Annotated in this window: 19 protein-coding genes and 1 other annotated feature; of the genes, 1 reads left to right on the top strand and 18 read right to left on the bottom strand. The window is 38.5% G+C overall.

Annotated features, from left to right (window positions below; all coding sequences use genetic code 11):
- Window positions 1–23 precede the first annotated feature (23 nt).
- Window positions 24–1,181 (bottom strand): A/G-specific adenine glycosylase, encoded by a 1,158-nt coding sequence (gene mutY, locus NML75_RS06575; protein ID WP_004252687.1) that lies wholly within the window; start codon window positions 1,179–1,181, stop codon window positions 24–26.
- A 171-nt stretch (window positions 1,182–1,352) separates the two neighbouring features.
- Here mutY and NML75_RS06580 point away from each other — a divergent pair, with 171 nt between their 5' ends.
- Window positions 1,353–3,632 carry a Xaa-Pro dipeptidyl-peptidase gene (locus NML75_RS06580; RefSeq protein WP_254804277.1) on the top strand — a complete coding sequence of 760 codons (2,280 nt, stop codon included), beginning with the start codon at window positions 1,353–1,355 and terminating at the stop codon, window positions 3,630–3,632.
- A 49-nt stretch (window positions 3,633–3,681) separates the two neighbouring features.
- Here NML75_RS06580 and NML75_RS06585 read toward each other — a convergent pair whose 3' ends face one another.
- The 17 genes from NML75_RS06585 to pepF form a co-directional block, all read right to left on the bottom strand.
- Entirely contained in the window at window positions 3,682–3,843 is a 162-nt protein-coding gene (locus NML75_RS06585) for a hypothetical protein (RefSeq protein WP_006148428.1), read from the bottom strand.
- Window positions 3,844–3,852: 9 nt separating this feature from the next.
- Entirely contained in the window at window positions 3,853–5,163 is a 1,311-nt protein-coding gene (obgE, locus tag NML75_RS06590; protein ID WP_033630851.1) for a GTPase ObgE, read from the bottom strand.
- Between the two features lie 76 nt (window positions 5,164–5,239).
- Window positions 5,240–5,374: a DUF4044 domain-containing protein gene (locus tag NML75_RS06595; RefSeq protein ID WP_000863850.1), complete on the bottom strand. Its 135-nt coding sequence runs from the start codon at window positions 5,372–5,374 to the stop codon at window positions 5,240–5,242.
- A 21-nt stretch (window positions 5,375–5,395) separates the two neighbouring features.
- Window positions 5,396–5,587, bottom strand: coding sequence for a PspC domain-containing protein (locus tag NML75_RS06600; RefSeq protein WP_004252681.1), 192 nt, complete (start codon window positions 5,585–5,587; stop codon window positions 5,396–5,398).
- A 26-nt stretch (window positions 5,588–5,613) separates the two neighbouring features.
- Window positions 5,614–6,930, bottom strand: a complete 1,317-nt coding sequence (locus NML75_RS06605; protein ID WP_004252679.1) for a glycosyltransferase family 4 protein — start codon at window positions 6,928–6,930, stop codon at window positions 5,614–5,616.
- 8 nt (window positions 6,931–6,938) lie between these two features.
- Window positions 6,939–7,982 (bottom strand): glycosyltransferase family 4 protein, encoded by a 1,044-nt coding sequence (locus NML75_RS06610; protein WP_254804297.1) that lies wholly within the window; start codon window positions 7,980–7,982, stop codon window positions 6,939–6,941.
- A 108-nt stretch (window positions 7,983–8,090) separates the two neighbouring features.
- The gene (locus tag NML75_RS06615) at window positions 8,091–8,420 is read right to left on the bottom strand and encodes a metal-sulfur cluster assembly factor (protein ID WP_004252676.1); all 330 of its coding nucleotides are present in this window, start codon (window positions 8,418–8,420) and stop codon (window positions 8,091–8,093) included.
- A gap of 16 nt (window positions 8,421–8,436) precedes the next feature.
- The gene (gene rpoD, locus NML75_RS06620; protein ID WP_004252673.1) at window positions 8,437–9,546 is read right to left on the bottom strand and encodes an RNA polymerase sigma factor RpoD; all 1,110 of its coding nucleotides are present in this window, start codon (window positions 9,544–9,546) and stop codon (window positions 8,437–8,439) included.
- A 2-nt stretch (window positions 9,547–9,548) separates the two neighbouring features.
- Entirely contained in the window at window positions 9,549–11,309 is a 1,761-nt protein-coding gene (dnaG, locus tag NML75_RS06625) for a DNA primase (RefSeq protein WP_254804278.1), read from the bottom strand.
- A 246-nt stretch (window positions 11,310–11,555) separates the two neighbouring features.
- Entirely contained in the window at window positions 11,556–12,314 is a 759-nt protein-coding gene (locus NML75_RS06630) for an ABC transporter ATP-binding protein (RefSeq protein ID WP_004252670.1), read from the bottom strand.
- Entirely contained in the window at window positions 12,311–13,177 is an 867-nt protein-coding gene (locus NML75_RS06635) for an ABC transporter permease (RefSeq protein ID WP_254804279.1), read from the bottom strand. The genes NML75_RS06630 and NML75_RS06635 overlap by 4 nt, the downstream gene beginning before the upstream one ends.
- A 60-nt stretch (window positions 13,178–13,237) precedes the next feature.
- Window positions 13,238–14,236: a tryptophan ABC transporter substrate-binding protein gene (gene trpX / locus NML75_RS06640; protein WP_254804280.1), complete on the bottom strand. Its 999-nt coding sequence runs from the start codon at window positions 14,234–14,236 to the stop codon at window positions 13,238–13,240.
- A 134-nt stretch (window positions 14,237–14,370) separates the two neighbouring features.
- Window positions 14,371–14,585, bottom strand: a binding site (T-box leader).
- 94 nt (window positions 14,586–14,679) lie between these two features.
- Window positions 14,680–17,505 (bottom strand): phosphoenolpyruvate carboxylase, encoded by a 2,826-nt coding sequence (gene ppc, locus NML75_RS06645; RefSeq protein WP_254804281.1) that lies wholly within the window; start codon window positions 17,503–17,505, stop codon window positions 14,680–14,682.
- Between the two features lie 23 nt (window positions 17,506–17,528).
- Window positions 17,529–18,740: a cell division peptidoglycan polymerase FtsW gene (gene ftsW / locus NML75_RS06650; RefSeq protein WP_036752798.1), complete on the bottom strand. Its 1,212-nt coding sequence runs from the start codon at window positions 18,738–18,740 to the stop codon at window positions 17,529–17,531.
- A gap of 212 nt (window positions 18,741–18,952) precedes the next feature.
- Complete coding sequence (gene prsA, locus NML75_RS06655) at window positions 18,953–19,921, bottom strand: peptidylprolyl isomerase PrsA (RefSeq protein WP_049495122.1); 969 nt, start codon at window positions 19,919–19,921, stop codon at window positions 18,953–18,955.
- A gap of 73 nt (window positions 19,922–19,994) precedes the next feature.
- On the bottom strand, window positions 19,995–20,708 hold the full coding sequence (locus NML75_RS06660) for an O-methyltransferase (protein ID WP_254804282.1): 714 nt from the start codon (window positions 20,706–20,708) through the stop codon (window positions 19,995–19,997).
- 5 nt (window positions 20,709–20,713) lie between these two features.
- Window positions 20,714–22,516: an oligoendopeptidase F gene (pepF, locus tag NML75_RS06665; RefSeq protein ID WP_254804283.1), complete on the bottom strand. Its 1,803-nt coding sequence runs from the start codon at window positions 22,514–22,516 to the stop codon at window positions 20,714–20,716.
- Window positions 22,517–22,525 lie beyond the last annotated feature (9 nt).

Genomic DNA, 22,525 nt, shown 5'->3' on the forward strand with positions numbered 1-22,525 from the left:
AAGAAGACACGCAAGACTAGTGGTCAGCATCTTTTTGAATACTCTTGCCAAATTTTTTGTTGAGGTTTTGCTAGTGGGTAGAGGTCAAAATCTTCAGGAGTTAACCAAACTACCTCTTTATCACAATATTCTTTGCTATCAACTACTTGCCCGGATAGGATTCGTACATGCCACTTTCGATGGCTAAAGATATGTTTGACTTCTTCGAAATGACTATCCTGCCACTCAACTTCTAAATCATAATCCTGCTCAAAACTTTCTTGCGGTGATGGCCCAAGTTGAATAGATGGTTCAGCTACCTGATTAAAGAGATTTAGTTCTTCATTTTTCGAAAATTCATCTACCTCAATCAAGGGAAAATGCCAAAATCCAGCAAGTAACTTTTCACTTTCATTCTTTTCTAGTAAAAACTGTCCTTTAGCATTTTGAACAACTAAAGCATTAAGATAGACGGGAACTGGCTTTTTCTTTGCCGCTTTAATCGGATAGCAATCCATTGTTCCATTTTTATAGGCAGCACTAAAATCTTTAACTGGACTATCTTCTGGCTTCGGATTAACGGGTGCCTCAATATCTGAACCCAAATCCATCAAGGCTTGATTGAAATCACCTGGACGTTCTGGATCAATCAAAATTTCCATCATAGCTTGAAATATCTTGCGATTACTTGGATTACCAATGTCGTGATTGACTTCAAATAAACGAGCCAAAACACGCATGACATTCCCATCAACTGCTGGTTGTGGTAGATTAAAGGCAATACTTGAAATAGCTCCGGCTGTATAGGGACCTATCCCTTTCAAGCTTGAAATACCTTCGTAAGTTGAAGGAAATTCTCCATTTAATTCATTCATAATCTGCTGAGCTGCAGTTTGCATATTGCGAACACGCGAATAATATCCAAGACCTTCCCAAACCTTTAATAAACGTTCTTCAGGTGCATTTGCTAAAGTCTCTACAGTTGGAAAGCTTTCTAAAAAACGTTCATAATAGGGAATAACTGTATCAACTCTGGTCTGCTGCAACATGATTTCAGATACCCAGATATGGTATGGATTTTTAGTCCTTCTCCAAGGTAGGTCCCGCTTATTTTCATCATACCAAGCTAAAAGTTTTTGACGGAAAGAGAGAATTTTCTCCTCTTCCCATATGGTCACACCGTATTTCTCCAAATCTAACATATATCTAGTATAGCATATCCTTATAGGATACTCAAAAAATGAAAATTGTCCTTGTTTTGGTATCAGCTCTCTTATCATACCTGACTATAAGTCATATCTCTACTCTTTCTGTTATTTTCTATGATTTTTTGATATAATGACTCTTGAATGATTCTTTAAAAGGAGATATCCATGCGTTTTAATCAATTTAGTTATTATCCCGTTACACCCCAACAAGCTTTACAAGAATTATCTGAGCTCGGATTCAAGCTTGATCTTTCAGCTTCACATAAAGAACAGTTTGAAGCTTTTATTAGGACTTGTTTTTTTAATTACACAAATACGGATTATCCCCTTACTACTTTAGCAGTTGATAAAGAAACAGATTTACTCACTTTCTTCAATTCAGACCTTGAATTGACAGCAGAAATTTTCTACACTGTTGCCTTTCAATTGCTTGGATTCAGTTACTTAGTAGACTTTGAAGATGGTCTTGCTTTTCACAAAGAAACAGCGTTTCCGATCGTTTACGGAGATTTAATCGACAATTTCTACCAGCTTTTAAATACACGCACTAAAAAAGGGAACACCCTTATCGATCAGTTAGTTAGTGATGGTCTTATTCCTGAGGACAATAACTATCACTACTTCAATGGCAAGAGTTTGGCAACCTTCAATACTAACAATGTCATTCGTGAAGTAGTTTATGTAGAGACTCGTGTTGATTCTGATAAAGATGGTCTACCTGACCTCATCAAGGTAAATATCATTCGTCCAGCATACAATGGAAAGATTCCAGCTGTCATGACAGCAAGTCCATACCATCAAGGAACCAATGACAAAGCAAGCGATAAGGCTCTCTATAAGATGGAAGCCGAACTAGAAGTCAAGGAACCACATGAAATTACGTTAGAAAATCCAACCCTGGACTTGGTTGAACCAGTTGGGGATGCTGAACTTGTTTCTGAAGCTGAAGAAAAACTCACTCATATCAATAGCAGCTACACACTTAACGACTACTTCCTTCCAAGAGGTTTTGCCAATATCTACGTATCAGGTCTTGGTACCAAAGATTCACAAGGTCAGATGACTAACGGAGATTACCGTCAAGTTGAAGCTTATAAGAATGTTATCGATTGGCTAAATGGTCGTTGTCGTGCCTTTACGGATCATAGTCGTAAACGTCAAGTAAAAGCTGATTGGTCAAATGGTAAAGTGGCAACTACTGGTCTTTCTTACCTAGGAACAATGTCTAACGGCCTTGCTACTACAGGAGTTGATGGTTTAGAAGTCATTATTGCTGAAGCAGGTATCTCATCATGGTACAACTATTACCGTGAAAATGGTCTTGTGACAAGCCCAGGCGGCTATCCTGGAGAGGACTTCGATTCATTAGATGAATTAACTTATTCTCGTAATCTATTAGCTGGTGACTTTATTCGTGGAAACGAGGCTCATAAAGCTTCCATAGAAGAACACAAGAAAAATCTAGACCGTAAAACTGGAGATTATAACCAATTTTGGCATGACAGAAACTACCTTCTTAATGCTAAAAAGGTTAAGGCTGAAGTTGTCTTTACTCACGGTTCGCAAGACTGGAATGTAAAACCACTTCATGTCTATCAAATGTTCAATGCTCTTCCAAGCAATATTAAGAAACATCTCTTTTACCATAACGGCGCTCATGTTTATATGAACAACTGGCAGTCTATTGATTTCCGTGAATCCATGAATGCCCTTTTGACACAGAAATTATTGGGTCAAAGCACTAACTACCAACTTTCAAGTGTCGTTTGGCAAGACAATACTGCTCCTCAAACTTGGCTGTCACTTGAAGATTTTGGAAATCAAACTGACCATAAAACTTTCTCTTTAGGTACTGAGGAAGCTGTCATTGAAAATCATTACCAAGATTCTGACTTCGAACGATTTGGAAAGACTTACCAAACCTTTAACAATGAACTTTATCAAGGTAAGGTGAATCAGATTACCATTGATCTTCCAGTGACTGAAGATCTTCATATCAATGGTCGTGTTAAACTAAACCTTCGTCTCAAGTCAAGTACCAATAAAGGTCTTCTCTCTGCTCAACTTCTCGAACTTGGTCAAAAGAAATACCTTCAACCTTATCCTGGAGTCTTGGCTGCTCGTACTATTGATAATGGTCGTTACCATATGCTGGAAAACCTTTGCGAGCTACCATTTACTCCAAATGCTCAACGTGTTATCACCAAAGGCTATCTCAATCTTCAAAATCGTCATGATTTATTAAAAATTGAAGAAGTTAAACCAGATGAATGGATGGAATTCCAATTTGAATTACAGCCAACTATTTATAAACTAAAAGAAGGCGATGCTCTCCGACTTGTTCTTTATACTACTGACTTTGAAATTACTGTCCGTGACAATACTGACTATCAATTAACTGTAGACCTTGCTCAGTCTAGTCTCGAAATTCCTTATCAAAAGTAGTTCGTTAATCAGAAAACCCGTGATAAAAATATCACGGGTTCTTTTACTCTTATTTTTTTTCTTCGGCTTGTTTCTTCATTCTCGCAAGTCTCAATGAACGATTGGGATTGAGGCGATTAAAAAGTTCTTCTAATTTCTTTTCATTCCAGACGTCTGCTGCAGAAACAAAATTTCCATCAGCATCTCGGAAAGATATTGGTTTATCACCCATAGCTATCTCCTAGTCTACAAATTCAAACTCAAATTTTCCAATACGGACAAGGTCGCCGTCCTTAGCACCACGAGCACGAAGAGCTTCATCAACTCCCATACCACGCAACTGACGCGCAAATTTCATGACAGACTCATCACGGTCAAAGTTAGTCATATTAAAGAGTTTCATGAGTTTTTCACCTGAAAGAACCCAAGTTGCATCATCGTCACGACCAATCTCAAATGGTTTTTCTTCTTCATCGAAGCCGTAATATGCTTCTTCTTCCATTTCTGATTCGTCATAAAGAAGGAATTCTGGCGTTTTATCAAGAAGCTCAGCCGTTGCATCTAATAGAGGTGCAAGACCTTGCTTAGTCAAACCTGAAATTGGAAAGATTGGCGGTAATTCTTCAAATTCATCATAATTAGCAGCCAATTTTTTCTTGAATTCTTCAAGGTTTTCCTGACTCTCAGGCATATCCATTTTATTAGCAACAATAATCTGTGGACGCTCCATAAGACGAAGGTTATAAGATTCAAGTTCCTTGTTGATTGCTAGATAGTCCTCGTAAGGATCACGTCCTTCGCTAGCTGACATGTCAATGATATGCAGGATAACGCGAGTACGCTCGATATGGCGAAGGAACTGAGTTCCTAGTCCAACACCTTGGCTAGCACCTTCAATCAATCCAGGAAGGTCTGCAACGGCAAAGGATTCACCGGACTGGGTACGGACCATACCAAGATTTGGCACAATTGTCGTAAAGTGGTAGGCACCAATTTTTGGCTTAGCAGAGGTAATCACGCTAAGGAGTGTTGATTTACCTACAGATGGGAAACCAACTAAACCTACATCCGCAAGGATTTTAAGTTCTAACTGTAATTCACGTTCTTGACCAGGTTCTCCGTTTTCTGAGATTTCTGGCGCAGGATTTTTAGGTGTTGCAAAACGGATATTTCCTCGACCACCACGACCTCCATGCGCCACGATGAACTCTTGTCCGTTCTCTATCAAATCAGTGAGAACTTTTCCAGTCTCCGCATCACGCACAGTTGTCCCTTGAGGTACACGGACAATTAAATCTTCTGCCCCTCTACCATGCATTCCTTTTGTCATCCCTTTTTCACCTGATTGGGCCTTGAAATGACGATTGTAACGGAAGTCCATAAGGGTGCGCAAGCCTTCGTCTACAACGAAAACAACGTTACCACCACGTCCTCCATCACCACCCCAAGGTCCTCCGTTAGGGACATATTTTTCACGACGAAAGGCAACCATGCCATCGCCACCATTACCAGCCTTTACTTTAATCTTGGCTGTGTCTAAAAACATACTCATATTCTCTTCTCACTTTAAAAAGGGCTGGGAAAATCCCAGTCACCAACTAATACAATTTGATCCTCTAACCAGTATTTTAAAATCTACTGAATACACCAATTGCAGTTGCAAAAATACCGGCTAAAGTAACAAACAACATGATTAATACGACAAACATTGTAAGTTTTTCAAAGAATGTTTTTTTACGTTTACCATTATCACCGAATGCCATGTTTTCTCCTTTACTCTAATATTAATACTCATCAGATACAGGAGCGATTGCCCACAAAATTAAGTAAGCAACAATGCCTGCCCCATAACAGAAAGCCAAAACTCCCCAAATAACACGCACGATTGTAGGGTCAATATCAAAATAATGTGCTAAACCAGCGCATACACCACCGATTTTTTGATCTCTACCACTTCTCATAAATTTCTTTTGCATATTTTTATTTCCTTTCTTTGATTTGATTAATCATTTAAATATTTTCTTAAATTTCTTAATTGTTTTCTAGATGCCTTAAGCATACGCTTCGAACCTTTAACTGGCATAGTAACAGCCTGTTGCGGAATATAGAAGACTGTCTTTAAAATACGTTTTGTAACCGGTTCGTCAGCCCCTGTTTCTTTGGCAAAATTATTTGAAATAATGACGTCTAGATAAAATTCATGGACTCTTCTACCAAAATTCTCAGCAGAAATTTCATATAATTTTTCAGCCAAGTGTTTTTCATCCATTGACGGTGTAGCAAGTAAAGCCTCAAGAATCGCTCCTGCCAAGTCCCTTTCCTCATAATAAAGGGTTCCAAACATTTTATCATTGATGAGATTATCCAAATAAGGATTACCATGGGCAATAACAGGTGTCTTACTAGCTAAACTTTCCAGATAAGTCAATCCCTGAGTCTCACTTGTAGAAGCCGATATGAAGAAATCAGCTGCCTTATAATAGAGTGCCGTCTCATTTGGCGGAATCATACCTGTAAAGATAACAGAATCTCGAATTTTTAAATCTTCTGCTTGCTCCTTAAGGTTGTCTAAATAAGGTCCATCTCCAGCTACAACCAGTTTAACATTTGGTTCTTCTTTTAGGACATCTGGTAAAGCTTTAAGAACTGCTTGAATATTCTTCTCGTAAGAAACTCGAGAAAGACTTAGAAGCATCTTTTCGTCTTGTTGGATCCCTAGTTTATCCCTTAAGTCACTAATGTGTTCAGGACCAATCTCAGGGCGTTCAAATTTGGCAAGTTCAATTCCAGTAGGAATGACACGCTTTTCAACTTTTACCTTATAGTCAGATAAAAGGTCGCGTACAATTTCACTCGGGCAAATAACCCCATCAACATCATGCAAAAAACCTCGAACAAGATATTTGACCATACTTGGACGAATCAACATTCCCTTAGCAATATAGTGAACATAATCCTCGTACTGGGTATGATATGTATGAATGACTGGAATTTTCAGTTCTCGAGCAATCCAAATCCCCAATAAACCAAGAGAAAACTCAGTTTGGGTATGAATGATATCGAGTTTGTATTGTTTAGCAATCTCAAGAGCTTTCGTAAATCCACGGTAAGCGAAACGACGGTCTTTAAAGGCAAAGAAAGGAACACTAGGAATACGGATAATCTGCCAGTCTTCATAACGATTGACATCCTTATCGGTTGTCGTGAAGATAAAGACTGCATGCCCTTGCTTTTCAAGCTCTGTTTTTAAGGTTCGAATACTGGTTGCAACACCCGAAACCTGTGGGAAATAAGTATCTGTAAATAATCCAATTCGCATATACTACCTCATTTTTTTCCTAAAGCCGCTTGCTCCCGATAGAATTTTAGCCATATTTCAAGGAGATGCTCCTCTGAGTATTCTCTTGAAATAGCCTTGGCCTTTTCTTTTAACTCTTTCAAATCTTCTGGATGCTCTCTATATTCCATAATAGCGTGTTTCATCTCTTCCACATCGGTGGTTGGTCTGTAATTGCCTTCTAGAATCACCTTATAAAGATCTAAGTCCCGAAGCATAATGGGAGCTTCACAACTCGCAGCTTCTAGAATGGTCATCGGAAAGAGCTCGTTATAGCTAGGAAGTAAGAACAAATCTGCCAAAGCATAGAGTTCTCTCATCCGTTCTGGCTCAACAATTCCAGGGAAAATCAGATTCTCTGGTGGATTATCCATGATTTTTTTATAACGTTCATAACCATCGGTTATCCCACCAAATGAGAAACCTCCAGCCCAAATAAAGGTGATGTCCGGTAGTTCCTCAGCAAGAGTGATGAAATCATCGATTCCCTTACGTTTCTGAACCTGCCCAGCTCCTACTACTACAAATTGATTGTCACTCAACCCCATATCTTGTCGAAGTTGACTTACTTTTTCTGCAGAAAGTGGGTGCCATTTTTCTTTGTTAACAAAGTTAGGGATATAGGTCACTTTTTCACGAGGAATACTAGCTGCAACCAAATCTTCGATAAAAGTAGGATTAACCACGACCAAGTGTTCCATACGGTCATAAAAAGAAAACACATAGCGCTTAACAATCCCTTTTAGAAAGAATGGAATCTTCAAACTACCTTCTAAGGTGTCAGGCAAGAAGTGGACATAACCAATCCTACGACCTGAACGCTTCTTTTGAAAAGTTGACAGATAATAAGGAAGGTCGATTGTATGAAAATGAGTAACATCAGCTTCTACAGGAAGATTCTCCGTTACAATTAGTTGGTCTTTCGCATCACGTTTCAAAAGTTGCACAAGTTCACGGTAAGCTCCAGAAACACCTTGTCCTGCTACCTTTTCACTCGAACTTAGCATGTTGATGCGTAATTTCTCTTTTTCCATACTATCCATTATATCATTTTATTGAAAGAAAATCAGCAAATTAAAAAAGAGATAGCATAAAAGCTAGGGAATTTCCTAACACTTATACTATTTCTTTTTTATATCATTCTATTTAATACCTAAAGCGATACGTGCATAGCGACTCATTTTTTCAACCGTCCAAGCTGGATACCAAACTAATTTCACTTCAACGTTAGTAACTTCTGGTACATCTGTCATAGCATCATAAATTTGATCTGTCAAGAGGTCTGCTAATGGACAACCCATAGTCGTTAAGGTCATATCAATCTCAGTATCACCGGTATCACCATCAAATCGAATCTCATAAATCAGACCTAGGTTGACGATATCGATTCCTAATTCTGGGTCGATAACTTCTTCTAATGCAGATAAGATTTTCGTTTTGATAGTTTCAATTTGCTCTTCTGTATAAGCCATGTGTAATCCTCCAATTTTAATCTTCGATAAAGTCACGAAGTGGTTTACTACGACTAGGCTGGCGAAGTTTTCTCAATGCTTTTGCCTCAATCTGACGAATACGCTCACGAGTGACATTGAAGACTTTACCAACATCTTCTAGAGTACGCATTTTACCATCATCGAGACCAAAACGAAGACGAAGAACATTTTCTTCACGATCTGTAAGAGTATCCAAAACTTCATCCAACTGCTCGCGCAAGACGATGCGAGTTGTGTAATCAACTGGATTTTCAATCACTTCATCTTCGATAAAGTCACCAAGATGGCTATCATCTTCTTCACCAATAGGCGTTTCTAGAGAAACTGGTTCTTGAGCAATCTTAAGGATTTCACGAACCTTATCAGGCGTCATATCCATTCGTTCAGCAATTTGCTCAGGAGTAGGGTCTTGTCCCAACTCTTGAAGAAGATTACGTTGTTCACGAACAAGCTTGTTGATAGTTTCCACCATGTGAACCGGGATACGGATGGTACGAGCTTGGTCAGCAATGGCACGTGTAATAGCCTGACGGATCCACCAAGTTGCATAAGTTGAGAATTTGAACCCTTTAGAGTAGTCAAATTTATCAACGGCTTTCATAAGCCCCATGTTACCCTCTTGGATTAAGTCAAGGAATTGCATGCCACGTCCAACATAGCGTTTCGCGATAGACACAACCAAACGAAGGTTAGCTTCTGCTAGACGTTGCTTAGCTTCAACATCGCCTGCTTCAACAGCAAGAGCTAATTCTTTTTCTTCTTCGTTAGTAAGAAGAGGTACAACACCGATTTCCTTCAAGTACATACGAACAGGGTCATTGACTTTGGCAGATGTTGAACCAATTAAGTCTTCATCGCTAAGTTCTGGTTCTTCCTCTGTACTTAAAACACGTTCACTCGGATTTCCTTCGTTATCAGTGATTGCAATACCTGCATCTTGAATTCGTTGCAAAAGATTCTCAATACCTTCTACATCAAGAGCAAAAGGAATTACAAGGACATTGTTAATTTCATCATCTGTCGCAGTACCAGTTTTCTTATGGTTACGAATAAATTCTGCAACTTGGACATCAAAAGTTGTTACTTCTTTTTGTTTTTTTGCCATTCTTACTCCATTCTTCTTTTTTGGGCAATTAAGCGTTCAAGCTCTTCTAAAGCAGCATCTGTGTCGCCTACATGACTAGCTTCCTGAACTTTCTTTTTAATTTGCAAGTTTTGTTGATTCAAAAGAGCACGATTACGAGACTCCTCCACTTCCTTTAATTCTTCTGGAGACATTTCAGAAGGTAGATCCAAGGCTAACACTTGGTACCAAGCATTTTCCACTTCTCTAGTCTGATTTGCCAAGTCTTCAGAAGAAATCGAACCATTATCAATCAAGAGTCCATACAAGGTCTGAAACTCTGGAGTTTCAAATACAAAATCATCTCTCAAACGATAATCATTCAACACAAGGGGGTGCTCCATCATACGATAAAGAATATGTGCTTCAGCTCTCATGACTGCCGTCAATTGTTTAGAAACCGACATAGTAATTGGTGTCGGATTAACAACCTGCTTCACTTTTTCTTGTCTTTGTCTGACACGACTTTCGTTGATAATGTGCTCAACTTGTTGATAATCAAAAGATGGTAAATGATCCGTCAACAAATGAATATAGGTGTTCTGGGCTGTGATAGAAGGTTCTTTGACGATAAGAGGTGCAATTTTCTCGATAAAATCAATCTGTGCTTGAAGATTTTCACTATTACTTGGTTTGTAATGATGAATGTAAAACTCAATCGGACTGATTCTAGTATTGGATAAAAGATAAGCCAAATCATCTGGAGAATTCTTTTGTAAATACTCATCAGGATCCATTGCATCAGGAATCTGGACAACTTGTACAGGTAGATCTTTAAGCTCATCCAAAGCTTTAGCAGTTGCAGCTTGTCCTGCCTTATCACCGTCATAAGTGATAATCACTTTTTTTGTAAAGCGTTTGAGATGTTCGACGTGTTCCGCAGTCAAGGCCGTTCCCATGGAAGCTACTGCATTTTCAATACCAGCACGGTAGGCTGCAATAACATCCATAAAGCCTTCCATCAGATAAATTTCAGGAGCTTTACCTGAGCCTTTTTTTACCCTATCCAAATGATATAATTCGTAACTCTTGTTAAAAATCGCCGTCGCTCGACTATTTTTATACTTGGCAGTTTGAGAATCTGTCTCTTGCCAAATCCGTCCAGAGAAAGCAATTACCTTTCCTTGGTCGTTTGAGAGTGGAAATATAATCCGGTTATGGAAAGTATCAAAAAATTGGTTACTTTCCGGTAGATAAAATAGACCTGAATCCAGCAAGTCCTTCTCACTATAATCGTCTGCTAAACGCTGATAAAGATAAGAGCGTTCTGCTGGAGCTAGACCAATCATAAAGTGTTTAATGACATCATCAGTCAAGCCACGTTTATAGAGATAGTTTCTCGCCTCCTCACCCATTTTAGTCGTCATGAGGATTGCATGATAAAAGCGTGCAGCCTTGTCATGCATATCGTAGAGATTTTGATGGGGTGACGTGTGTGGGACAGAGTTATGTACGGGAGCTTCAAGGTGCATTCCGAGTCGTTCGCCCAACATCCTTACCGCATCCGCAAAAGTTACTTGTTGATACTCTTCTATAAACTTAAAGACGTCTCCGGAACGACCACAACCAAAACAGTGGTAAAATTGCTTATCTTCGACCACGTTAAAGGAAGGGGTCTTTTCACCATGAAAAGGACAGAGCCCCAAAAAGTTCCGTCCAGATTTTTGTAAAGAAATCACTTCTCCTATGATTTCGACAATATTGGTATTGCTTTTGATTTCTTCGATGACTCTCTTGTCAACCATAGACAATACCTCCATTTTATCACAGTTTCCTTTATAGTATACTTTATTTCTGAAAAAAAGTAAACCATTTCATACCTTTTACATGCTTCTATTTCATAGAAAATAGGCAGTTTCGAGAGTAAAATTTTAGGAAATTACTCATTTACCTAAAATTAAAAAATATATAAATAAAAAAATCTCTATTTGCTTCAACAAAAAAACTTAGAGGTAAAATTTTATCTCTAAGTTTTTTGTAAATGAGAAATCTTATTCAAACAACTGATAGTAATCTGAAATCTTCATCTTGGCTTTTTCATCCTTGTTTAAATCTTGGATGATACGTCCTTCTTTCATGACAATGAGACGATTTCCATACTTGAGAGCATCTTCCATATGGTGGGTAATCATTAATGCTGTTAGATGGTCCTTGCTGACAAAGTCATCTGTCAATTCCATCAAGGACACACTTGTTTTAGGGTCAAGGGCTGCCGTATGTTCATCCAACAAAAGGAGTTCAGGACGTTTCAAGGTTGCCATCAAGAGGCTCAAGGCCTGTCTTTGTCCACCTGACAAGAATTCAATCGGTGTATCCAAGTGTTTTTCTAGACCATTTCCGACTTTCTCAATGGTTGCTTGAAATTCTTCCTTGTAAGCTGAGAGTCTTCTCGGAAAAAGTCCCCGTTTTTCACCACGAAACTTAGCAATCAAGAGATTTTCTGCAACCGTCATACGAGGGGCAGTTCCCATCTTTGGATCTTGAAAGACACGAGAGAGATACTTGGCGCGTTTTTCAGGGCTAAAATGAGTCACATCCTCACCCATAATACGAATAGTCCCACTAGTCAGGGGCAAAGTTCCTGCAATGCTATTAAAGAGTGTTGATTTTCCTGCACCATTTCCACCTAAGATTGTGATGAAGTCGTGTTCATAAATATCAAGCGAAACATCGTTTAGGATGATTTTTTCTTCATCAAAGCCATTCTTCACAATTTTTGTGGCATTTTTCAATTCTACAATCGCTGTCATTTGCTTAACTTGACTCCTTTCAAGTATTTATCCTTAAGGGTTGGAATTACTAGACAAGTTGCTAGGATAAGAGCACTGTATAGACGGAGGTAGCTAGTATTAAAGCCAAGAGCAATGACTCCCCATACCAAGAACTGGTAACTAATAGAACCAACAACAATAGTAACCAGGCGTTCTGCTAATGTAAGACTCTTGAAGATTACTTCACCGATAATTAAGCTTGCAAGACCAACTACGATAACCCCGATACCACGAGAAACATCTGCGTAACCTTCCTGTTGAGCGATAAGAGCGCCAGCAAGTGCGATCACACCATTTGACAAGACCAAGCCCATCAACTCCATACGTCCAGTATTGATACCAAAACTACGAGCCATATCTGGATTATCTCCTGTTGCGATATAAGCTTGTCCCAATTTAGTATCTAGGAAGAAAAGCATAAGAAGGATAACCAAAGTCACAAAAATCAAACCTGTAAATAATTGATTAACCTCAGATGAGAAAGGAAGAACGTCCTGGATTTGTTTAGTTCCTAAGAGCCCAAGGTTTGCCCGTCCCATAATCATGAGCATGATAGAATGGCAAGAAGTCATCACCAAAATACCAGACAAGAGTGTTGGAATCTTTCCTTTCGTGTAAAGAAGACCAGTCGCTAAACCTGCAAGACAGCCTGCTCCAACAGCTACTAAGGTAGCAAGAAAAGGATTGACACCTTGTGTAATTAGGGTTACTGCTACCGCTCCTCCAAGCGGGAAGGAACCTTCGGTTGTCATATCTGGGAAGTTCAGGATTCGAAAGGTCATAAAGATTCCCAACCCCAGAATAGCCCAGATCAATCCTTGTGAAATTATCGATACTATCATGTTACATTCATTTCCTTCTTTTAAAAATTGGAGGAGATGTCTCCAACCCCTCCTTCATTCTTATTCGATTACTTGACCAGCTTCTTTGATAACTGATTCAGGAATTGTTATTCCAAGTTCTTGAGCCACTTTTTTATTGATTACTGATTTACCAGTTGAGAAGACATTAACTGGTGTATCTGCAGGTTTTTCACCCTTCAAGACTTTAGCAATCATCTTACCAGTAGCCACACCAAGATCGTGTTGGTCCACAACGACTGATGCCAAACCACCTGCTTCTACCATTGCAGTTGCACTTGGGTAGATTGGTTTTTTAGCTGTTTGGTTACTTGATACTACAGTTGAGAATGCAGATGCGATTGTGTTGTCAATTGGAACCCAGATTGCATCTACTTTACCAGTCATAACGTTAACTGTTGAAGCAATTTCGTTAGTTGATGGAACTGCGAATGTTTCTACTTTCAAACCAGCTTTTTCAGCGTAAGCTTTGAACTCTTCAACTTGTGATTTAGAGTTATCTTCACTACTTGAGTAAAGAGCTCCAACTGTCTTGACATCAGGAGTCAATGTTTTAATCAATTCAACCTGTTGTTCAGCAGGGTTATGGTCAGATACCCCTGTGATGTTTCCACCTGGTTTTTCCAAGTTTTGTACAAGGTTAGCTCCAACTGGGTCTGTAATAGCTGCCATGATAACAGGAAGGTCTTTTGTTGCACTTGCTAGACCCTGAGCTGCAGGTGTCGCAATTCCGACAACAACATCATTTCCATTTGACACCAATTGTTTACTCATTGTGGCAACCTTACTTTGGTCACCTTCTGAATTCATAAAGTCGATTTTAACTTGGTCGCCTTTATAGCCTTCTTCAGCAAGTCCATCTTGGATACCTTGGTAAATCAAGTCGAGTGATGGGTGACTAACGAACTGTAGAACACCAACCTTAGCAGTTTTGCTAGCTGTCTCGGTTTTAGTATCTTGTTTCGTTAAGTTAGAGTAGACCAAGCTTCCTCCAACTACAAGTGCTAGTGCTGCAATAATACCAATTAAACGTTTATTCATATCTATTTCTCCTTATTTCACTTAAACTTAGTAATGTTCATTTCACTTTCATTATAACTTTACCAAGCGTCGCCATCGTTTGATTTCCATCATTTTTTCCTCCCCATAGAAAAAGTCCTCACACAAAAAACTTGTGTGAGGACGTCGATGCGCGGTGCCACCTCAATTATAGGAATTATTCCTATCGCTCTTACTCGCTTCACGAGTTGCACTATAAGGTGTGCTCACCGAATTCTTATGATTTCAAATTCTTAATAACATCCAGCCCAATTTCATCATCTTCTTCTATCTGTTTCCACCAACCACAGACTCGCTAAAAAAATTCGATGATTACTTTCTGAATGCTTAAATTATATCATTTTACTAAAACTTGTCAAGGATTTTCATGAATTATTTTAAAAAATTATGAAAATTCCTACGGCTTTTGGAAAATATTGCTTGTATTAACCTGAATTACGTAATCCTGTAGCAATTCCGTTAATGGTCGTATGAATCAATCTTTCCTCATGTGAGGACAACTCTCCGCGACGTTGACGCTTAATCAACTCTAACTGAATATAGTTAAGAACATTGAAATAAGGCATGCGGTAATTCAGACTATCTTTCAAATAAGTGTTTTCTGCCAAGAGTTCTTCATGACCTTCGATAGCCAGGATAACATTCTTAGTCAATTGCCATTCATCCAAAATTGTATAGTAGATCGCTTGCACTTCTTCACTTTCACAAAGTTTAGCATATTCAAAAGCGATATTCATATTTGATTTTGATAGAACCATATCAACGTTAGATAGGAGTGACTGGAAGAAAGGCCAGTTTTGATACATGTCACGAAGGTATTCAATATTTTTTGGATCTTGATCAATAAATTCCTTGAAGCTTGAACCAACACCATACCAACCTGGGAACATGACACGACTTTGTGACCAAGAGAATACCCAAGGAATGGCACGTAGACCACCAATTTCAGTGATTGTTTTACGTGCTGCTGGACGAGAACCAATATTAAAGCTTGAGATATTCTTGATTGGACTAGATTCAAAGAAATAATCGTAGAAATGATCATTTCCAAATACTAGTTCCCGGTAGATATCATAGCTACGACTGACTACTTGGTCCATAATCGCCTCATAGCGATTTGATGTATTAGTATCACTCTTCTTCTGTGTAATCATACGGTTGATAGCCGCTGATACCAACATTTCCAAGTTATAGTAAGCTGCATCCTTGTTTCCGTATTTATTTCCGATAACTTCACCTTGTTCAGTTAATCGAATACGGTCCTTGATTGATTTGAGTGGTTGAGAAGCAATGGCGTCATAAGTAGGGCCACCACCACGACCAACAGTACCACCACGACCGTGGAAGAAGGTTACTTTAACACCAAATTCATCACCGATAGCGGTTAGTTGTTGTTGAGCTTTGTATAGAGTCCAACAAGATGATAGATAACCACCGTCCTTATTACTATCAGAATAACCTAGCATGATTTCTTGATAATTATCTTTTGAAGCAATCCACTTCTTAGCAAGCGGTAAAGAGAAATACTTTCTCATTGTTTCTTCGGAATGATCCAAGTCCTCAATTGTTTCAAAGAGAGGCACGATTTGAACACGTGCTTTTTCAGCATCCACAAGACCAACTTCTTTCAGCATAATCGCCAATTCTAACATATCAGACACGCTGGTTGCATGAGAAATAATCGTTTGACGAATAACGTCTTCTCCCAAACGATCTTTTAATTCACGTGCAGTTTGGAAAATGGCTAATTCTTTTTCAAGAAGTTCAGACTTTTCAGCATGAGTAGCTGACAAGATTCGAGGGTCTTCTAATAGTTCATGTAAAAGCAACTCGCACTTCTCATCTTCTGAAAGATCGCTATAATGGTCATTAATTCCAGCAGATGCTAACAATTCAGCAACACAGGCTTCATGAACACTTGAGTCTTGACGCATATCGATAGATGCCAAGAAGAAACCAAAGACTTCAACAGCCTCCAAAAGCTCGGCAAACTCTCCAGTAAGCAAGGCTTCTGCCTTATTTTCAAGCAATGAATCTTTAATGATATCTAAGTCTTGTTTAAATTCTTCAATTGTTTCGTAGTAAGGAGGACGATCTTCAGCCAATTCTTGAATGGCTCCTGAGAGACGATTACTAATATAGTCAGTAACCACCCCTTGTTGATGTCCTTGAGTTCCAAAGAGTCGTTCAATGTGATGGCGTTCATCTGCTGATGAGCCGACAAGAGCCCACTCTTTCAAATTTAAAAGAGTTTGAATTAATTTTGATTGAATAAAGTGAAAAGCCCGACGATAAGGTTCTTTCTCGCGGAAAACAGAAGTATCTTGAGATTGAGCCGCCATTTCTTCAACAGCCTTACTTGTCTTAGATAAATTAGTAGAAAGAGAGAAAGTACGGTAGAGACTAGAAATCTTAGTGATGTAGTAGTTTAAGATCACTTCACTTTGAATAGTAGCAGAACGCATGAGTGTCTCAGCGGTTACAAATGGATTGCCATCACGGTCTCCACCAATCCACATTCCCATGGTGATAGGTTTTGCTTGTTTTAGGTCAATTCCCTGCTCTTTTGCAAGACGCTTATACTCTAACATTAGATTTGGTACAGCTTGTAGGAAAGAACTATTGTAATATTCCATCACGTTTGTGATTTCATTCGTTACTTTTAGTTTCTTCTCACGAATCATATCCGTCTGCATGATAATCTCAATATAGCGACGAAGATCATTGTGCCATTTTTCTTTGTTAATAAGCCCCATTCTCACGTCACGGTATTTACGCAAGAGAGTATGGATATGATTAGTCAAGTCCAGCATACTCTTACGTTGAACCTGAGTTGGATGGGCTGTTAATACTGGCACCACGTTCAGATGTTCAAGAATTTCAGCCGCATTTTCTTTTTCAGCAACCATTTCAATAGTTGTTGACAATTTACCGAGATAATCTTGATCAATATTGTTTAGGTGGTTAATCTCGTATGCCAAGTCAACATCTTCAGAAATATTAATCAAAAGTGGCAAAATAGAGAAATATCTAGAGATGTAGACCATTTCATCATTTGAAAGGCTTCTCACTACCTTATCTAGTCCTTGATAGTCTAGATTTGATGATAGCTTCTTCAACTGCATAATCTTGTCAAAAGTCTCAGCAGGAAGCATATTTTTCGTGATATCTTCAAGTAAATCTGTCAAGATTTGAACTTCTTCTTGGACTACAGTTTTGTTTCTGTTATTTTCTAGTTTTTGAAGAGACATATTCTTCTCCTTGTCACATTTTCTTAGAGCTGTGCTTCATATTCGCGGTAGAGTTTTGCACGTTTTTCACTAGCATCGATATTTAACACAAAGGCGATAGCTACTGATAGAACCAGGAGACTATTCCCCCCTTGTGAAAGGAATGGGAAGGTTACACCTGTTGAAGGGATCAATCCTGAAATCCCTCCGATATTAACGAATACCTGAATTAAAATCATTCCACCAATACCGATTGCTACCATAGAGTTAAACGGATCTTTTGCTCGTACCCCCACTAAAATAATACGAAGAATTAGGAAGAATAATAGAGCTAAAATAAGACTGGCACCAACAAATCCAAACTCTTCAATCACAATAGAGAAAACGAAGTCCGTGTGTGCCTCAGGTAGATAGCCTCGTTTTTCGATAGAGTTTCCTAATCCTAGCCCAAACCATCCTCCATTTACCATAGCATAGTATGAATTTGCCAACTGGTGTCCTGCACCAGCGACATCATCAAATGGATTAAAGAAAGCACTGAATCGTTTAGCTACGTATCCAAATACTGGAATCTTAGAAAACTTATCAACACCAACAAGCTTAATGGTTGTTAGAGAAACAAAGGATAAACTGGTCAATACTCCAAGAATAGTTGCAAACCATCGGTGAGCTATCCCACTAATTGAGTACATCAACAATGCTACTAAAAAGAGAATTGTAGCATTTCCAAGGTCAGGGAAAATAGCCAAACTACCAATCATGACTAGAAGTACAAACCGCCAATCGTTAAAGGATCTAGGCAACCATTGGTTTTGAGTTAAAACTTGGAAATCATAAACGGCAATTTCTTCTTGTTGTTTTGAAAAACGTTGAGCCAAGTACCAAATGATGATAATTTTCAAGTATTCCGCAGGCTGAACAGTAATAGGTCCTACTTTGATCCAACCGTAAGCACCATTGATGGGAATCCCAATCAAACGAGCTAAAGCTAGTAACACTAACTCAGCAAACATAACAATAAATAACAAACGTTCGTTTCGAAGAAAACCAAGTTTCAACTTATAGATTACTGCAATAAGCAACAAACTAACGATCCAAAACAAGCCCTGATTTCGAACTAATTGAAAGGCGCTCTTACCCTCCTGAATCAAGGATGCACTCGTTGTCGAATATACCACTATCAGTCCCAAAACAGACAAGAGAATATAGGGCACTAAAATAGAGTAATTCAACAGGTGCCTTTTACTAATTTTCATATTTCACCATCTACTAAATTTTTAATTTTCTATTCATTCTAGTTTTACTAGCTATTATACCATTTTTTAAACTAGAAAAAAACTCTTATCCGTTAAAGCCTAGAATTTGTACTTGGAGAATTCACAAATCATTTATCTACATTTTCAACTTTTAGTTAAGAAAGCTTCAAAAAACTCTACCTTTCAAGAGTAGAAAGATAGAGTTTTCATCTTTAGTTTGAAGATGTTGTTGTCGTTTCAGTTGCTGCTGATGTAGTTGTCGTTTGAGCTGTTGTATCACTTTGGATGTACTGAGTAAAGATATTTTGGAATGCTTGGTCTTTGACCTTGATATTTGCTGCTTGCAATTCTTTACTAATAATGCCTTGAACAAAAGTAGCATCATTTTGTTTTTGAGTCAGGATAACTGTCTTCAATTTTTCTTTATAATCTTCCCAGTTAGAAGATTTTTCTGTTTTCTTAGTCAATTTCACAATATAGAAGCTGTTTGAATAAGCTTGTGTACCTGGCGCTGTGATCACATCTGAAATACCATCTACATCAAGAGCAAATGCAGCTTTTTTAACAACGTCTGGCAATTCTGTTGATGCAGAGTCAAAAGTGATTTCTCCACCATTTGCTTTTGTCTTTTCGTCAGTTGAATTATCTTTAGCCAATTGTGCGAAGTCAGCTCCAGATTCTTTAGCTTTAGCAAGTACTTCTTTAGCCTTATCTTCACTGTCAAGTTTAATAATTTGCGCAGTTACTTCTGGTGTGTACTCATCGTAAGCTTTTTTGTAGTTCTCATCTGTCAATTCAGCTTCTGCAGCTTTCTTAACAGCATACTCAACTAGTTTACTTGTACGAATTTGAGCTTTACGACTTTCTGCTGTCATACCAGCACGAGAAAGAACGATTTGATAGCTATCACCATATTTCTTCTGTTCTTCTGCTACCGCATCTTCTACTTCTTTGTCACTTACTTCAGATCCATATTGTTTTTCAAAAACTTTTTGAATAGTCATGTTAAGTAATACTTGTTGTGCAGTTGGGTTGTTTTTCACTTCTTCATAAAATTGGTGCTCAGTGATGACATCACCCTTCATACTGATGAGGTCAGCTCCTTGAGAACTATTTGAACAAGCAGCCAAAGTAGCTACTGATAACAAAGTGATGGCACCAGCCAATAATTTTTTCTTCATGTTTACTCCTTTTTATCACTAGATAAATGTTTACCTTATCTATTTTACTAAATTGTCTTAAAAATATCTGAAACTAATCAACATCAGGCAGTTCTACTTCTGCTTGATTCTTTCTTAGCATCAATATTCCATCTCCAAGAGGAACCAAAGTAGCGGTTAATCCCGGATTGTTTAGAGTTGCGTCAAATAGTCTTTGCAAACCACGATAAATAGTTCGTTGCCCGCGTCGGACTTCCATAATATCCTTAGCAATGTCTCCACCTTGGAAAATATCATCCAAGACAACTACTCCACCAACCTCAAGGTGTTTTAGGATTTCTGGCAAAAATACGATGTATTTGGATTTTGCAGAATCCATAAAAACAAAATCATAGGTCTCTGTCAATGTTGACAAAACGTCTACCGCATCGCCTTCCAAAAGAGTGATTTGATGGCGATTATCAAACTTGGCGAAATTTTCCTTGGCAAAACCAATCATTTCAGGATTCCTATCAATGGTTGTTATTTTTGCGTTTGGAGCATGATTCGCCATTAAAAGAGCTGAAAATCCGATTGCCGTTCCAATTTCTAAAATATTTTTTGGTTGAATTGTTTCCATTAGGAAACGGAAATAAGCGACTGTTTCATGAGGAATGATAGGAATATTCTCCTTGCGAGCAAAGTTTTCTAATTCTTTTAAAGAACCAGTCACCTGCTCTTGTCTGTGGCGCATAAATTCCACAATCTCATCCTTAACAACAGGTCTACGCATGTTGTGATTGGCATTTTTACTGTAAGATTCTACCATGGATCTTATGCCAATCCTAATTTTTCTACAAGTGCTTCAAACTCATTTAAGCGACGTTCAAAGACTGCAAAAGCATCATTGAGGTAGTCTTCTTTCTCCATATCAACGCCAGCTTTTCTCATAACATTGAGTGGATAATCAGACTTACCAGCCTTGAGGTAATCAATATAGCGGTCACGATCTTCTTGACTACCATGAACAATCTTTTCAGCTAGGGCTGAAGCAGCAGCAAAACCTGTTGAATATTGATAAACATAATAGTTATAGTAGAAATGAGGAATACGAGCCCATTCATATTGAATTTCAGGGTTGTCTTCTTTTTTCAAACCATAATATGTTTCATTCAAGTCAGCATAAAGTTCATTTAGGAACTCGCTTGTCAAGACTTCACCATTTTGATCGGCTTGGTGAATAGCATGTTCAAATTCAGCAAATTGAGTTTGGCGGAACACTGTTCCACGGAAACCATCCAAGAAGTTATTGAGAATAGCGAAGCGTGTTGCGTCATCTTGAACTTCTTGCAATAATTTTTCAGTTAAGATATTTTCATTGGTTGTTGAAGCAATTTCTGCCAAGAAGATTGAGTAATCTCCGTATACATAAGGTTGTGTTTCACGCGTGTAGCTAGAATGCATACTGTGACCTGTCTCATGTACCAGAGTAAATAGATTATCGAGATTATCTTGCCAGTTAAGAAGCATGAAGGCGTTGGTATCATAAGAACCGCCAGAATATGCACCTGAACGTTTGCCTTGGTTTTCATACACATCAATCCAACGTTCGCTAAAGGCGCGTTTAACACGACTCAAGTAATCCTCACCAAGAACAGCTAAAGCTTCCTCTGCCTTCTTCAAGGCTTTCTCATAAGTAAAGCTGTATTCTACTGAAGACAATGGTGTATAGACATCATACATTTTAAGGTCTGGAATACCCAAAATTTTTGAACGAAGTGCGAGATAACGATGCAATAATGGCAAATGCTTACGAACAGCAGATACTAAGTTGTCATAGACACTTTCTGGAACAAAGTTGGCCGCAAGAGCAGCTTCACGCGCACTCTTGTAGTTCCGAACTTTTGCACGGTAGTTTTGTACTTTTACATTTGTCTGCAAGGTTTTAGCGTAAGTGTGCTGGTATTGCTCATAGGTAGAGTATAGTGCTTCATATGCACCACGACGAACTTCACGGTTCTTAGATTCTACTAAGCGCATATAGACACCGTGTGACAACTGCACTTCATTTCCATCTTCATCTTTAACAAATGGAAAGACGATATCTGCATTATCTAAGATAGCGAAAGTTTCACTAGCAGCACCAAAGATTTCACCAGCACCTGCTAACAACTCTTCTTCACGTTGTGAAAGGACATGTTCCTTATTTTGCAAGAGTTTATCAAAGAAGTGTTTATAAGGCTGGAGTTTTGGCTCTTCTGCTAAAAAGTTTTGATACTGCTCTTCTGTTATTGCCATAAATTCTGGCTCATAGAAAGAGAACACCTGGTCGAGTTGACTGTATAGAGTCATTGCCTTTGCATAGTATTCTTGATATTTAGCAACTCGTGTATCCTGGTCGTTTTTCATATGAGCATAGACATAGAGTTTTTCAAGACGACGGCTCAAATCCAAATAACGCTCTGTAATGTTAAGAAGGCTTTCTGCGCTATCCAAAAGATGCCCTTCAAGTCTAGCTGCTTCTTTTGTATCCTCGGTTAATAGGGCTAATTCTTCTTCCCATTTTTTGTCTGTTTCAAAGATCGTTGATAGATCCCATGTATCTTTTTCATTGATTTCATTTCGTTGTAATACCATAAATTTCCT

This window comes from Streptococcus sp. CF4-3 (assembly GCF_024295385.1).
Taxonomy (GTDB): domain Bacteria; phylum Bacillota; class Bacilli; order Lactobacillales; family Streptococcaceae; genus Streptococcus; species Streptococcus infantis_I.

Coding starts and splice junctions, on each gene's coding strand:
- mutY (WP_004252687.1), bottom strand. CDS start 1,181: ATGTTAGATTTGGAGAAATACGGTGTGACCATATGGGAAGAGGAGAAA.
- NML75_RS06580 (WP_254804277.1), top strand. CDS start 1,353: ATGCGTTTTAATCAATTTAGTTATTATCCCGTTACACCCCAACAAGCT.
- NML75_RS06585 (WP_006148428.1), bottom strand. CDS start 3,843: ATGGGTGATAAACCAATATCTTTCCGAGATGCTGATGGAAATTTTGTT.
- obgE (WP_033630851.1), bottom strand. CDS start 5,163: ATGAGTATGTTTTTAGACACAGCCAAGATTAAAGTAAAGGCTGGTAAT.
- NML75_RS06595 (WP_000863850.1), bottom strand. CDS start 5,374: ATGGCATTCGGTGATAATGGTAAACGTAAAAAAACATTCTTTGAAAAA.
- NML75_RS06600 (WP_004252681.1), bottom strand. CDS start 5,587: ATGCAAAAGAAATTTATGAGAAGTGGTAGAGATCAAAAAATCGGTGGT.
- NML75_RS06605 (WP_004252679.1), bottom strand. CDS start 6,930: ATGCGAATTGGATTATTTACAGATACTTATTTCCCACAGGTTTCGGGT.
- NML75_RS06610 (WP_254804297.1), bottom strand. CDS start 7,982: ATGGAAAAAGAGAAATTACGCATCAACATGCTAAGTTCGAGTGAAAAG.
- NML75_RS06615 (WP_004252676.1), bottom strand. CDS start 8,420: ATGGCTTATACAGAAGAGCAAATTGAAACTATCAAAACGAAAATCTTA.
- rpoD (WP_004252673.1), bottom strand. CDS start 9,546: ATGGCAAAAAAACAAAAAGAAGTAACAACTTTTGATGTCCAAGTTGCA.
- dnaG (WP_254804278.1), bottom strand. CDS start 11,309: ATGGTTGACAAGAGAGTCATCGAAGAAATCAAAAGCAATACCAATATT.
- NML75_RS06630 (WP_004252670.1), bottom strand. CDS start 12,314: ATGACAGCGATTGTAGAATTGAAAAATGCCACAAAAATTGTGAAGAAT.
- NML75_RS06635 (WP_254804279.1), bottom strand. CDS start 13,177: ATGATAGTATCGATAATTTCACAAGGATTGATCTGGGCTATTCTGGGG.
- trpX (WP_254804280.1), bottom strand. CDS start 14,236: ATGAATAAACGTTTAATTGGTATTATTGCAGCACTAGCACTTGTAGTT.
- ppc (WP_254804281.1), bottom strand. CDS start 17,505: ATGTCTCTTCAAAAACTAGAAAATAACAGAAACAAAACTGTAGTCCAA.
- ftsW (WP_036752798.1), bottom strand. CDS start 18,740: ATGAAAATTAGTAAAAGGCACCTGTTGAATTACTCTATTTTAGTGCCC.
- prsA (WP_049495122.1), bottom strand. CDS start 19,921: ATGAAGAAAAAATTATTGGCTGGTGCCATCACTTTGTTATCAGTAGCT.
- NML75_RS06660 (WP_254804282.1), bottom strand. CDS start 20,708: ATGGTAGAATCTTACAGTAAAAATGCCAATCACAACATGCGTAGACCT.
- pepF (WP_254804283.1), bottom strand. CDS start 22,516: ATGGTATTACAACGAAATGAAATCAATGAAAAAGATACATGGGATCTA.